General features: G+C 68.1%; 13 protein-coding genes. 3 read left to right on the top strand and 10 right to left on the bottom strand.

Annotated features, from left to right (window positions below):
- The 6 genes from ACIN94_RS22930 to ACIN94_RS22905 form a co-directional block, all read right to left on the bottom strand.
- On the bottom strand, positions 1–978 hold the full coding sequence (locus ACIN94_RS22930; RefSeq protein WP_400709284.1) for a copper transporter: 978 nt from the start codon (positions 976–978) through the stop codon (positions 1–3).
- On the bottom strand, positions 975–2,186 hold the full coding sequence (gene steA, locus ACIN94_RS22925) for a putative cytokinetic ring protein SteA (RefSeq protein WP_400709281.1): 1,212 nt from the start codon (positions 2,184–2,186) through the stop codon (positions 975–977). The genes ACIN94_RS22930 and steA overlap by 4 nt, the downstream gene beginning before the upstream one ends.
- A 117-nt stretch (positions 2,187–2,303) precedes the next feature.
- On the bottom strand, positions 2,304–4,016 hold the full coding sequence (gene recN / locus ACIN94_RS22920) for a DNA repair protein RecN (RefSeq protein ID WP_400709278.1): 1,713 nt from the start codon (positions 4,014–4,016) through the stop codon (positions 2,304–2,306).
- A gap of 90 nt (positions 4,017–4,106) precedes the next feature.
- Positions 4,107–5,012, bottom strand: coding sequence for an NAD kinase (locus ACIN94_RS22915; protein ID WP_400709275.1), 906 nt, complete (start codon positions 5,010–5,012; stop codon positions 4,107–4,109).
- Positions 5,013–5,037: 25 nt separating this feature from the next.
- Positions 5,038–5,856 carry a TlyA family RNA methyltransferase gene (locus tag ACIN94_RS22910; protein ID WP_400709272.1) on the bottom strand — a complete coding sequence of 273 codons (819 nt, stop codon included), beginning with the start codon at positions 5,854–5,856 and terminating at the stop codon, positions 5,038–5,040.
- Complete coding sequence (locus ACIN94_RS22905) at positions 5,853–6,026, bottom strand: hypothetical protein (protein WP_400709269.1); 174 nt, start codon at positions 6,024–6,026, stop codon at positions 5,853–5,855. The genes ACIN94_RS22910 and ACIN94_RS22905 overlap by 4 nt, the downstream gene beginning before the upstream one ends.
- Before the next feature lie 341 nt (positions 6,027–6,367).
- Here ACIN94_RS22905 and ACIN94_RS22900 point away from each other — a divergent pair, with 341 nt between their 5' ends.
- Complete coding sequence (locus ACIN94_RS22900) at positions 6,368–6,715, top strand: SCP2 sterol-binding domain-containing protein (protein ID WP_400709266.1); 348 nt, start codon at positions 6,368–6,370, stop codon at positions 6,713–6,715.
- Between the two features lie 19 nt (positions 6,716–6,734).
- Here ACIN94_RS22900 and ACIN94_RS22895 read toward each other — a convergent pair whose 3' ends face one another.
- The gene (locus tag ACIN94_RS22895) at positions 6,735–7,748 is read right to left on the bottom strand and encodes an HAD-IIA family hydrolase (protein WP_400709263.1); all 1,014 of its coding nucleotides are present in this window, start codon (positions 7,746–7,748) and stop codon (positions 6,735–6,737) included.
- 25 nt (positions 7,749–7,773) lie between these two features.
- Complete coding sequence (locus ACIN94_RS22890; RefSeq protein ID WP_400709260.1) at positions 7,774–8,205, bottom strand: tetratricopeptide repeat protein; 432 nt, start codon at positions 8,203–8,205, stop codon at positions 7,774–7,776.
- A 119-nt stretch (positions 8,206–8,324) separates the two neighbouring features.
- On the opposite strand from ACIN94_RS22890, the gene ACIN94_RS22885 reads away from it, so the two are divergent.
- On the top strand, positions 8,325–9,647 hold the full coding sequence (locus tag ACIN94_RS22885; protein ID WP_400709257.1) for a DUF1015 family protein: 1,323 nt from the start codon (positions 8,325–8,327) through the stop codon (positions 9,645–9,647).
- Positions 9,648–9,707: 60 nt separating this feature from the next.
- On the opposite strand, the gene ACIN94_RS22880 is transcribed toward ACIN94_RS22885, so the two are convergent.
- Positions 9,708–10,172: a single-stranded DNA-binding protein gene (locus ACIN94_RS22880; RefSeq protein WP_400709254.1), complete on the bottom strand. Its 465-nt coding sequence runs from the start codon at positions 10,170–10,172 to the stop codon at positions 9,708–9,710.
- Between the two features lie 84 nt (positions 10,173–10,256).
- On the opposite strand from ACIN94_RS22880, the gene ACIN94_RS22875 reads away from it, so the two are divergent.
- Positions 10,257–11,210: an MBL fold metallo-hydrolase gene (locus ACIN94_RS22875; RefSeq protein WP_400709251.1), complete on the top strand. Its 954-nt coding sequence runs from the start codon at positions 10,257–10,259 to the stop codon at positions 11,208–11,210.
- Between the two features lie 49 nt (positions 11,211–11,259).
- Here the strand turns inward: ACIN94_RS22875 and ACIN94_RS22870 are convergent.
- A partial coding sequence (locus ACIN94_RS22870) for a hypothetical protein (RefSeq protein WP_400709248.1) occupies positions 11,260–12,654 on the bottom strand: 1,395 nt, incomplete at its 5' end.

Raw genomic sequence — 12,654 nt, 5'->3', positions numbered from 1 at the left:
TCATCCTCCGGAGGTGGCCGTGGGAACGGGAGCGGGGGTCGGCGGCGCGCTGGGCTCGATCCCCGAGGCGCCGGAACCGAGGCCGTACTGCCCGGCGACACCGAACAATTGCTCCCGCAGAGCGTAGACCACCACGACCCGGCCTGCGGGCATATCGGCGGTGTCCACGGTGGACACCTTCTCCGCGGCGGCGGTGTCCTCGCGCAGCGCGGCGATCACCCCGCCGGTCGCGGCGGCGGGCAGGGCACCGGCCAGCACGGCACCTCGCCCGGCATCGTCCAGGCCGACGGCCATCGCCGTGATCGCACCCGCCTGCTGGACGGCGTTCTCCCCCGTGTACGGCTCCGCCGGGGCCACCAGCACGGCCAGGTCCGCGCGCTTGGCCGGCTGGCCGCTGACGGTGAGCAGGCCCCCGTTCTCGAAGGCGTCGAGAACTCCGGCTGCGACCGGGTTCTCCTTACCCAACTGACCGGGGTCGCTGGTCATGATCGCACTGGCCAGGACAGCCGCCGTCTTCTCGTAGGGCGTGGCATCGGGGACGAAGGTCATCTCCGCGGGCTTGGCGTCGGTGGCCAGTTTGTCGATGGCGGCCGACTGGGTGGCGTCGACATAGGTGTCGGCCAGGACGACGCGGCCGGTCACCGTTGCCCCGGACTTGGCGATCACCTCCTGCACCGCCTCACGCATGCCCGCCGTGGCGCCGGGGGCCTCCACGATCACCACACGCTCGGTCGCGAGCGCGTCCTGGACGAGGCGAGGGGTCGCGGCGGCGATGAGGGCGTCGGTGCCCGCCTCACGCTTCTGCAGGCTCTCGATCTGGCCGCGGAGTTCGTCGTTTCCCTTGCTGAGACGCTCGGCGAGTGCCTGGGCCGTCTTGATGGCGGGATCCTCCAGAAAGCTGGTGCCCAGCACGATGCCGACCGACAGCGCCAGGAAGATCGCCACGATGGAGACGAGATGATAACGGAAATCGATCACGAGAAAAGTCCGACCAGCCAGAAGATGAAGCCGTTCCAGCCGTCGCGGACGCTGTCCACCCAGATCTTGCCCACTGGGGAGAAGAAGATCGCGACTCCCATGGTGATCAGCGTGGTCGCCACGAGCAGGAGCAGCGAGGGAGTGGAGATACGGCTGCGGTAGAGCCGGCTGACGCCCTTGGCGTCGACGAGCTTGCTGCCCACCCGGAGCCGGGTGAGGAAGGTACTGGCCATGCCGGAGCGGCCCTTGTCGAGGAATTCCACCAGGGTCGCATGGGTGCCGACGGCGACGATCAGGTCGGCGCCCTTGTCGTCGGCGAGCAGCATCGCGATGTCCTCGCTGGTACCGATCGCCGGGAAGGTCACGGCGTCGCAGCCGAGCTGCTGAACCCGCTCCAGGCCGGGCGCCCGGCCGTCCCGGTAGGCGTGCACGACCAGCTCAGCTCCGGAGGTGAGGGCCTTGGTGGAGACGGAGTCGAAGTCGCCCACGATGATGTCGGGCTGGTAGCCGGCCTCCATGAGCGCGTCGGCGCCGCCGTCCACGCCGATCATGATCGGGCTGTATTCGCGGATGTAGGGGCGCAGGACGGCGATGTCCTCCTTGTAGTGGTAACCGCGCACCACGATGAGGACGTGCCGCCCCTCCATGACGGTCCGGATGTCGGGCACCCCGATTCCGTCGATGAGCAGGTCGCGCTCGCGCCGGACGTATTCCATGGTGTTCGCCGCGAACGCCTCGATCTGGACGGTCAGCCCGGCTCTCGCCTCGGCCATCGCGGCCTCGATGGATTCGGCCGTCTGGACGTCGCCCTTGCCGGCCATCTCGTCGTCGAGGTAGACCACCCCTTCGTGCACCCGGACCAGATCGCCGTCCTTGATCTGATCGAACAGCTCGGGGCTGGCGTTGTCGATGAACGGTATCCCCGCCTCGACGATGATCTGCGGGCCCAGGTTGGGGTAGCGGCCGCTGATGCCCGCGGCAATGTTGATCACGCTTGCCGCGCCGCACGCGACAAGCGCCTCCGCACTCACCCGGTCAACGTCAACGTGATCGATAATCGCGATTTCCCCGGACCGCAGGCGTTTGGTCAGCCCTTTGGTCCGCCTGTCGATTCTCGCCACCGCCGTCACCCCGGGAAGGTCTGTGACCTTCCTTTGGCGGAGGTAACCGTTGAGCTTGCTTCGAAGCCCGTCAATCGGCACCTTCATCACGACCATCCTGCCAGAGCGATTGACCAGGAAAGCCCACCCCCGGCGATATGCCAGGTCCGTCATGGAAGATATCCACAGGTTGCCGCTCCCCCAAAAAAGGTAAAACAGTCCTTCTCAGGCCTTGTCCGCAGCGGCGATCGAGAGAAGCTCCTCCGCGTGCGCACGGCCCAGCTCCGAGTCCTCCAAACCCGCGAGCATACGGGAAAGCTCCCGTGCCCGGCCGTCCTGGTCGAGGGCGACCACGCCGCTGCGCACCACGCTGCCGTCACCGGCCTTCTCCACGACCAGATGCTGGTCGGCGAATGCCGCCACCTGGGGCAGATGAGTGACGACTATCACCTGCGCGGTGCGGGCCAGCCGCGCCAACCGGCGGCCGATCTCCACCGCGGCCTTGCCCCCCACACCCGCGTCGACCTCGTCAAACACGAATGTCGGCACCGGGTCGGCACCGGCGAACACCACCTCGATGGCGAGCATCACCCGGCTCAGCTCACCACCGGACGCGCCCTTGTTCAGCGGCAGCGGCGGAGAAGCGGGGTGCGGGGACATCCGCAGCTCCACCTCATCGACGCCGTGCAGGCCGAAGTCGCCAGCGTCCGTCAGGCTGACCACCACCCGGGCGTGCGGCATGGCCAGCGCGGTGAGCTCCTCGGTGACGGCCCGCCCGAACCGTTCTGCGGCGACGGACCGGACCCGGGTCAGCTCCGCGGCCAGCTCGGTGAGCCGTCCGGTGAGCTCCTCGTGCTCTCGGGTGAGGTCACCGATCCGCTCGTCGTCGCCTTCGAGCTCGGCGACGCGCAGCGCGGCCTGGGCCGCCCAGGCGAGCACCACCCCGGTGTCCTGGCCGTACTTGCGCACGAGGCCGGCCAGCACGGCCTGACGCTCCTGCGCCACCGAAAGGCGGACCGGGTCGGCCTCGACCGACTCGGCGTAGGCGGCCAGCTCGGTGGCGACATCGGAGATTAGATAGCCCGCCTCGGCGAGCCGGTCGGCGATTCCGGCCAGCACCGGGTCGAACTCCCGGACCGCCTCGACGGCCGTGCGGGCCTGACCGACCAGCGTGATGGCGTCCTGCATGGCCTGCTCACTGGACATGGGATCGCCGAGCAGTGCCCTGTGCGCCGTCTCCGCCGCGTTCCTGAGGGAGTCGGCGTGGGAGAGCCGTTCCACCTCCTCGCGGAGCTCGGCGTCCTCGCCCGGCTTGGGGTCGGCCCTCTCGACCTCCTCCAGCCCGAACCTGAGCAGGTCGGCCTCCTGAGCACGGTCCCGTGCCCTGGCGGTGAGCTCGGCCAGCTGGTCGGCGACCTGCTTGTGCCGTCTGTAAGTGTGTTCGTACGCCCGCAACGGCTTGACCAGGTCCTCACCCGCGTAGCGGTCGAGGGCGGCCCGCTGACGGCCCGGCTGGAGCAGCCGCTGCTGGTCCATCTGGCCGTGCACGGCGACCAGGTCCTCGGCGAGGTAGGTGAGCGTGCCCACGGGGACGGCGCGGCCACCCAGCCAGGCGCGGCTGCGCCCCTCGGCGGAGACGGTACGCGAGATGATCAACGCTCCGTCCTCGACCACGCCGCCCACATCCTGCACCTGCTGAGCCACCCGGCCCGCCGGGTTGACCATGAGGGTGCCCTCGACGGTGGCCCTGTCCGAGCCGGGGCGGACGCGGGCAGGATCGGCCCTGCCACCGAACAGTAGCCCCAGTCCGGTCACCACCATGGTCTTGCCCGCACCGGTTTCGCCCGTGAGCACGGTGAATCCCGGCGACAGCACCAGGACGGCCTCATCGATCACACCGAGCCCTTGGATGCGGACCTCCTCGACCCTGGGTCGCACTGGTCCCTCCCGTCACATCGAATTCACCGAACATCAGTGCGGTACGCGGGCACGATCCTACGCGCTTGGGACAGGAATCGCCCGGACGCACTAAGGCCGCGCACGGCCACGCCACCCCTGCACAGGAAGATCGAATTTAGCGACCAGCCTGTCGGTGAACGGCGCCCCGGTGTCCTCCAGGCCGTGGAGCCGCGCCAGCCGTACGGGCACCTCGCCCTGACGGACCTCGACCCTCGCTCCGGCGGGCAGGTCGAACCGGCGGCGGCCGTCGCACCACAGCACCGCTCCGGCCGTGTCCGGCTGGACCTCCAGCGCCAGCGTGGAACGGGGAGAGATCACCAGCGGCCGGGCGAACAGTGCGTGGGCGCTGATCGGAACCAGCAGCAGCGCCTCCACCTCCGGCCAGACCACCGGCCCACCGGCTGAGAAAGCATAGGCAGTGGAACCGGTCGGCGTGGCACAGATGATCCCGTCACACCCCCAGCGCGACAGCGGTCTCCCGTCGATCTCGGCGACCGCCTCGAGCATCCGGTCGCTCTTCTCCACAGTGGCCTCGTTGAGTGCCCAGGTGTCGGCCAGCAGCTGCCCGTTGAGGCGGGCGGTGACATCGATGGTCATCCGCTCCTCCACGTCGTAGCGGCCCTGGACCACGCAGTTCACCGTGACCGTCAGATCCTCCACCTCGGCTTCGGCCAGGAAACCGACGTGCCCGAGGTTGACGCCCAGCAGCGGCACCCCGGCCGGACGGGCGAGTTCGGCGGCGCGCAGAAGGCTGCCGTCACCACCGAGCACGATCATCATCTCGGCGTCCTGAGCGGCTGCGGCACTCGCGGGCACCACGTCGGCGCCCGCGCACGCGATGGCGTCCGCCTCGTCGTTGAGGATGCGCACGTTCAGCCCCGCATCCACCAGCCGGCCGATGACCACCCGAGCGGTCTCCACGGCCGCACCCCGTCCGGTATGGGCAGTGACCAGTACGGTGCGCTTCGTAGTCATGTTCACTCTTTCAGGGGGATAACTACTACTGAGGGCCCTCTACCACCGCGCGTTCGATCTCGGCGCCGAGGTCCGAGACAGGCGGCGCGCCTTCTCCCTTGCCCAGCCAGATGACGTACTCCACGTTGCCCGACGGGCCCGGCAGCGGACTCGCGGTAACGCCCCGCACGGTCAGGCCGAGCATTTGCGCGGTTTCAGCCACATCCTGCACGGCCTGCGCCCGCAGTGTGGGATCACGGACGACCCCACCCGCGCCGACCCGCTCCTTGCCGACCTCGAACTGCGGCTTGACGAGCATCGCGAAGTCGGCGCGTTCGGCGGCACACCGGGTCAGGGCGGGCAGCACCAGGCGCAGCGAGATGAAGGACAGGTCGCCGACGACCAGCGTGGGAGCCTCTCCGACCATGTCAGGTGTCAGATCCCTGACGTTGACCCGCTCCATGACCGTGACCCGCTCGTCGGTCCGCAGCGACCAGGCGAGCTGACCGTACCCGACGTCGACTGCGAGCACGTGCGCCGCGTCGTTACGGAGCAGCACATCGGTGAAGCCCCCAGTGGAGGCCCCGGCGTCCAGGCATCGCCGCCCCGCGACGGTCAGGCCCCGGGGGCCGAAGACCTCCAGTGCGCCGAGGAGCTTGTGCGCCCCCCGCGAGACGTAGTCGGGGCCTTCGGCGGCCTCGGTGACCACGATGGCGGAGGCGGTGTCCACCTGCGTTGCGGGCTTGGACGCCAACCGGCCGCCTATGCTGACCCTGCCTGCCTCGATGAGCTGGGCGGCCTGCTCCCGGGAACGGGCCAGTTTCCGGCGCACGAGCTCGCTGTCGAGACGCGTCCGCCGGCTCACCGCTGCCGGTCCGGGGTACCGTCCACCGAGGCGAGCGTCTGCTCCAACCCGATGAACACCTCCTCGAACACGCCCACGTGCGCCGAGACGGGCATCGCACCAAGCCGGGCAAGCCCGCCCAGCGCGGTGTCGACCCGCTCCTCGCCGATCTCTTCCGGCAGGTCCGTCATGCGCCCCCTCCGCAGATGTTCTTGGTCGTCTTGGTGGTCACACGGGCACGTGGCGCGCGGCCGACTCTGCCCGTGGACGCCTTGACCGTATCGGAAGCCGCGAAACTCGTCGTCCCGGAGGCAGGCGATCTGCGAACCACCGCACGGGCTCCGCACGTTGTCATCTCGGTGAGACCGGTCGCCGCCTGCGCGTATCGTTGCAGCGTTTCGAACACCATGACAGAAGATTCCTCCCCGGCGCATTCCCTGCGTGCCGGATCGCAGGTTGTATTCATGTGGAACGCTACCGTCCGTAGGCTCAAGGGATTCGGGCCGGTCCGAACAGAAAGGAGCGCCGCGCGATGGCGACCGTCGACGAGTGCCGGGTGGCACTACGCAAACTCGCCGAGCAGTTCGAGGAGGTTGACCAGGAGAGCCGCAGCAGGCACGTGGTCGAGCGCAGCGTCAGCTGCCACATTCGCGATCTCGGCGTCACCTTCTACGGCCGCATCCACCACGGCGGCCTCGGCCCCTTCGATGATCTGCCACCTGCCGACGGCAGGCCCGCAGAGGTGAAGCTGACCATCGGCAGCGATGACCTGGTCTCCCTGGTAAACGGCGAGCTCGACATGGGACGCGCCGTGTTCAGTGGCCGGGTCAAGGTCGACGCCAGCTTCGGCGATCTCCTCCGCCTCCGCAAGCTCCTCTGAAAGATGCCGCTCGGAGGAATCAGCGGGGTGACGTACGGCCGGCACGTGCGGAGTCGAGCACGGCCTTCACCGCGTCCTCATCCGCCTGTCCCTCTCCGACGGCCTCCCAGGTCGCGGCGGCGGCCGCCCTGAGCCCGTCGATCGGATCCCCCTGTCCTTCGAGGCGGAGACGGCCCTCCCATCGGGCGGTCCACCCCTCGCAGGCCCATCCGTCCCCGTCTCGCCGTACCCGCGGGTAGGGCCTGTGCAGGGCCGACAGATCGGCGGCGACGTAGGTGGGCCGGTGCCGGGGGCCGGCGGTCAGCAGATCAAGAGGGCTCGCCACGCCGGTCAGCACCAGCAGGCTGTCCACTCCCGCGTTGGTGGCCCCCTCGATGTCGGTGTCGAGACGGTCGCCGACCACCAGAGGCCGCTTCGATCCGGTCCGGAGCATCGACTCGCGGTGCAGTGGCGGCTCGGGCTTTCCCGCGACGATCGGCTCCACCCCGGTCGCTGTGGCGATCACCCGGGTCATCGCGCCGTTTCCCGGTAGTTCACCCCGGCCGGTCGGCATGGTCGAGTCGGCGTTGGCCGCCACGAACAGCGCCCCCTGCCGCACGGCCAGCGCGCCCTCCGACAGCAGACCGTAGGAGAGGCCCGGGGCGATGCCCTGCACCACCGCGACCGGATCGTCCATGGCGGTGCTGACCGGGCACAGACCGTGCGCGCGCAGGGCGCTGCGCAGCCCCATCCCTCCGACCACCAGTACCGCCGCGCCCGGCTCGACCCGCTCGGCCACCAGCCGCGCGGCGGCTTGGGCCGAGGTGACCACATCCTCTGGCGTCGCCGGTGCTCCGATCTCGCTCAAGTGGTCGGCTATCGCCCCCGGAGTACGCGAGGCGTTGTTGGTGACGTAGGCGAGCCGCACCCCACGTTCCACCGCCGCACGCAACGCGCCGGGAGCCCCCGGTACGGCATCGCGCCCGAGATACACCACCCCATCGAGATCGAGGAGAAGGGTGTCATAAGGGTCAATCAGCGTCTTTACGTCCACATGCCCATTTCATCATTCCGCAGAGTCACATCCGGCGGGCACGTAACGTGGCCCGGACGCTTTTCAGCGCCGACACGTAATGCCGCTGGTCGGGACGCATGGCCACCGCGATGGCCAGAGGCTCCTGAGCTCCTTCCATGTCGCCGGTACGCCACAGGGCGAGACCGAGGCCGAAATAGGCGTAGTCCTCGGTCGGATTGGCATCGACGATCCAGCGGAAACTGTGGACGGCGTCGGTGTACTGCCGGGAGTTGAACTGGGCGCGGGCGAGTGCCTCTCGGATGCTCCGCGACTCGGGCTCGGCATCGGCGGCACGCCCCAGTAGCGCGACAGCCGCTGCCGGACTCCCCTCGGCCAGCAACTTCATTCCTCGTTGGAACCAGTCATAGACGTCCCCGGCCGGAGCGCCCGTCTCGGGGCGGGGGGAATCAGACGGACCGCTACGTCCTTGGGCCATACGTGAGGCCTCCTTCATCGACAGACGACGGATCTGACCGATTTCCTGACGGCCCGGACACCGCTACGCCATCGGAGCGGTCCCCGGACGTTTCAGGCCTTTATGGCAGCATGCCCTCTATGGCGAATCCTGAACTGCCGGTGCCTGACGGGCTGGTGCTGCGTCCATTTCATGGCCTACGTTTCACAGTTGACAACCTGGCCAAGGTGACCTCTCCGCCCTATGACCTGATCACCGAAGCCGACGTACGAGACTTGCTCGACTCCCATCCCAACAACGTGGTGCGCCTCATCCTTCCCGGCGCCGACCACCATCGATACGCCGAGGCACGGGAGACCCTTCGAACCTGGCTCTCCTCCGGCGTGCTGGTCGCAGACGAGACACCCGCCGTGTACGTCTACGAGCAGACCGGCCCGGGAGTCCTGCAGCGAGGGCTTATCGGCGACGTTGGCCTGACCACCCCGGAGCAGCATGTCATCCTGCCGCACGAGGACGTCATGCCCGGACCGGTCGCCGACCGGCTGGCACTCATGCGCACCACCGAGGCCAACCTGGAGCCCATCTTCCTGCTCTACGAAGGCGACGGTGGTACGGCCACCCTCCTCGTGGACCGGATTGCCGCCTCCCAGCCGCCACTGATCGAAGCGGAGACCGGTGACGGGGTAAGGCACCGGCTGTGGGCCATCACCGACCCTCGCGAACTCGCCTCTCTCAACGCCGATCTCCGGACCCGTCAGGCCCTCATCGCCGACGGCCATCATCGCTACGCCACCTACCTCGCCCTTCAGCGCGAGCACCACACCCTCAGGCGAGGGCACCGCGCCTCGGCGGACGGCGCAAACGACGCGACCACGCCCGAGCCTCCGGTGCGGCCAGGCCCCTGGGACTTCGGCCTGGCACTCCTGGTGGACTCCACCTCCTATCCGCCGGACCTGAAGGCCATTCACAGGGTCATCCCGGGGCTGCCGCTGGAGGAGGCACTGGCCAGGGCCAAGCGGGCCTGGCAGGTGCACGAGCATGTCGGCCTGGCCGAGGGCCTGGCCGCGTTGAAGGACTCCACCGGGCCCGCCTACCTGCTGTCCGCCGGAGGCGCGGCACACCTCCTCACCAACCCGGATCCGGACCAGGTGGAGCAGGCCATGCCCACCGACCGGTCAGCCCGATGGCGTGCGTTGAACACCTCCGTTCTCTCGGAGTTCCTGCTGCCGAAGATCTGGGGGATGAACGATGACGAGCAGTCGGTACGCATAGTGCACCACGATCCGGAGAGAGCGGTACGGCTCGCACGCGAGTCCGGAGGGACAGCGGTGCTACTGAACCCGTTGACCGTCGACGACGTGCTCGCAGTCGCGGCTCAGAGGGAGCGGGTACCTCGTAAGTCCACCTCTTTCGGTCCGAAACCCCGCACCGGACTGGTCCTGCGCACGTTCGCCTTCGACTGACCTGTTGTCGACCGGTCTCCTTTCTTCTCCAAGCTCAGGACGGACGCCGACGCGTTTTCCTCAGCGGCGTGGAACGGCTCGGAGTCGATCGGCCCCGAGCGCCCTTTCCTCCCCTGTCGCACCGGCCTCAGTTCGCACAAGCGAACGCACCGGCCTCGGCGGGATGGGAACCGGAGCCGGGATGCTCTCGTCGCCGGCCGAAAGCGTGGTGGCCCGGTGTTCGAAACTTCTCACCGAGCGGACCTCTACCTCGTAACCGGAGGATTTGGATCCATCGCTCTCCCACCATCGGCGGCGCAAGGAGCCCACCACCTCGACCATGTCGTCAGGGAGCCATTCGGCTACGGTCCTGGTGACCTCGGGCTCGAAGGACACGCAGGGAATGGTGTCCACGCGGGTCCCTCGACCGCGTTGTCGCCGCCGGACGATCACCCTCCAGCTGCCGAACATGCTCCCGCTCTGCAGCGACCTGATCCGCGCCACCTCAGGCAGACGGCCTACCAGGATGACCTCGTTGCGATCCATCGAATCCTCCTCCGATCTCTGCCGATCGAGGACGACTCTTTACGATGTGAGATATGCCCAGGTGGCCTGAACGCCGTTCTGGGGATGCCGGTTCCAGTTTTGAGGTGGCCTGTGGACAACATCACCGATCTTGGCGGAGACGTCTATGAGATCGATACAAGAATGGCCGGATACTCTGGTATCACAGCGGGGTACCTGATCCTTGGAGACCGCCCCTGCCTGGTGGAGACGGGCACCTCCACCTCCGCCCCGGTGGTACGCGACGCCCTGACCTCCCTGGGAGTGGGTCCGAACGACCTCGCCACAGTCGTCGTCACGCACATCCATCTGGACCACGCGGGCGGAGTCGGCGACATCGCCGGGTTCTACCCGCAGGCGGAGATCGTGGTTCACGAGAAGGGAGCACGACATCTCGCCGATCCATCCCGGCTGATGGCCAGCGCGCGGATGGTCTGGGGTGACAAACTGGATACCTTGTTCGGTGAACTGTCGCCTACGGAGTCCTCACGGATCCGTGCCCTCGGCGACACAGGGGTTGTCGATCTCGGTAACGGGCGCACGCTGGACAGCCATTACTCTCCCGGCCACGCCAAGCACCATGTGGGGCTGATCGACTCGGGCACCGGCGATCTCTACGTTGGCGATGCCGCCGGAGTGTATCTCCCCCAGACGGGCGACCTAAGGCCCGCCACACCGCCACCGGACTTCGACCTGCAGACCGCACTGGGCTCGATCGGCCTGTTCGAAGCACTTGGTCCGCAGCGGCTACTCTTCAGCCATTACGGGCCGGTGACGGACGTCGAGGAGACTCTGGGGCGCTCGGCGGAGGAGTTGCGCATCTGGGTCGACCTGACCCGCCAGGCACGCTCAGAGGGCATGGACCTGGACCACGCGGTGGCCATGGTCAAGGAGCGCACACGGGAACGCTACGCGGCGCTGAGTGCCGACGACGCAACCGCGGAGCAGTTCGAACTCCTCAGCGGCGCGCCATCCAACGTGGCAGGGATCCTGCACTGGCTGGATCGGGTCCAGCCGTAGGAAACTCCCGTCTCGGGTGAACGGGTCCGTTCACCCGAGACGGGAAGGGTTACTTCTTCTCGGACTTGTCTTCCTCGGCGTCAACATCGCCATCAGCGGAATCGTCGAGGATGTCACCGAAGTCAGGCTCGATGAAGGCTGGGCCGACACCGGTCTCGACCTTCTCCTCGGGCTTGTCGTGGACCTTTTCCTCGACGGCCGGAGCCTCGTCTTGGTAAGCATCGTCAACGATGGGCTCGTCGATGATGAGCCCATCGATGAGATCGTCCTCTGCCTCGATCTCAGCGTCGAGAGTGGCGACATCGTCAATCTTGATGTCCGCCTCTTCGTCGATGTCCTCGTCCTGAAGGTCGAGGTCAACGTCCAGGAGGTCGCCGGCGTCCTCGATGTCCAGCTGATCGTCGGCGTCCTCGTCGTCCTCCTCCAGGTCTTCGATGACAGCGCCGGTCAGCTCCGCGTAACGCTCGGCCGCGTCGGTCTCTCCGTCCTCGTCGAACGCCATGGCACGGCCGAACCATTCGGTGGCAGGCTCCTCATGGCCGGCATCGGCCAAGGCGTCGGCGTAGGCGAAGGCCAGACGTGCCGACCAGGGCTGCGGACGGGTGTCGCGCAGTTCCGGTAGACGCTGCAGAGTGATGACCGCGGCATCCTTCTGACCGAGATCCCGGCGGGCGCCGGACTCCACGATGGCAAGCTCGATCTTGCCAATCCGATCGAGACGCTCGGCCTCCTTGGAACGGACGAGGTCGAGGGCGCGCTCAGGACGACCAAGGCCGCGCTCACAGTCCGCCATGATCGGCAGGAACGCGTCAGAACCCGTCATGCGACGCGCCGCTCGCAGGTCGCTCAGTGCTTCGGCAAAGTGCCCGGCGTGGTAGGCGGCGATGCCCACGGCCTCGCGGATGACACCGATCCGGGCTGCGAAGCGGCGAGCGACCTTGGTGTGTTCATAGGCCTGCTCGGCTTCGCCCTCGCCCAGAGCACGCTCGGCCGCGACGAGGTGGCGAGAGATCAGATCAGCGAGGTCGAGCGGAAGAGAACGCAGCTCTTCCCTAACCTCCTTGTCGAGTTCCTCCGCGGTGATGTCTGGAGCGAGGGGGGGAAGCTCCTCACGTTCCCGGCTGGGGGCTTCTTCGCGGCCGGTAAACCGGTCGTCCCGGCTGTAACGGGTACGGGAACCCTCCCCTTCACCGCGGAACCCACCGTCACGGCTGCCAAAAGGCCGTTCGCCACGGTCGTCACGGTTGAACGGCGGACGCCCACCACGGTCGTCACGGTTGAACGGCGGACGCCCACCGCCGTCACGGTCGCCGTAGGACCGGCGCTCCCCACCACGGCTGTCCCGGTAACCACCACCGGGACGGTCATCCCGGTTGAACGGCGGACGCCCACCACGGTCGTCACGGTTGAACGGCGGACGCCCACCATCACGCGAGCCGTACTG

The sequence above is a fragment of the Streptosporangium sp. NPDC087985 genome, assembly GCF_044741965.1.
Taxonomy (GTDB): Bacteria; Actinomycetota; Actinomycetes; order Streptosporangiales; family Streptosporangiaceae; genus Streptosporangium.
The sequence above is the reverse complement of the archived record's forward strand: the minus strand, read 5'-3'. Positions and strand labels throughout refer to the sequence as shown.

Excerpts from the sequence above, each read along its gene's own strand:
- steA (WP_400709281.1), bottom strand. The coding sequence starts at position 2,186 with ATGAAGGTGCCGATTGACGGGCTTCGAAGCAAGCTCAACGGTTACCTC.
- ACIN94_RS22915 (WP_400709275.1), bottom strand. The coding sequence starts at position 5,012 with ATGACTACGAAGCGCACCGTACTGGTCACTGCCCATACCGGACGGGGT.
- ACIN94_RS22905 (WP_400709269.1), bottom strand. The coding sequence starts at position 6,026 with ATGACGGACCTGCCGGAAGAGATCGGCGAGGAGCGGGTCGACACCGCG.
- ACIN94_RS22900 (WP_400709266.1), top strand. The coding sequence starts at position 6,368 with ATGGCGACCGTCGACGAGTGCCGGGTGGCACTACGCAAACTCGCCGAG.
- ACIN94_RS22890 (WP_400709260.1), bottom strand. The coding sequence starts at position 8,205 with ATGGCCCAAGGACGTAGCGGTCCGTCTGATTCCCCCCGCCCCGAGACG.
- ACIN94_RS22885 (WP_400709257.1), top strand. The coding sequence starts at position 8,325 with ATGGCGAATCCTGAACTGCCGGTGCCTGACGGGCTGGTGCTGCGTCCA.
- ACIN94_RS22880 (WP_400709254.1), bottom strand. The coding sequence starts at position 10,172 with ATGGATCGCAACGAGGTCATCCTGGTAGGCCGTCTGCCTGAGGTGGCG.
- ACIN94_RS22875 (WP_400709251.1), top strand. The coding sequence starts at position 10,257 with ATGCCGGTTCCAGTTTTGAGGTGGCCTGTGGACAACATCACCGATCTT.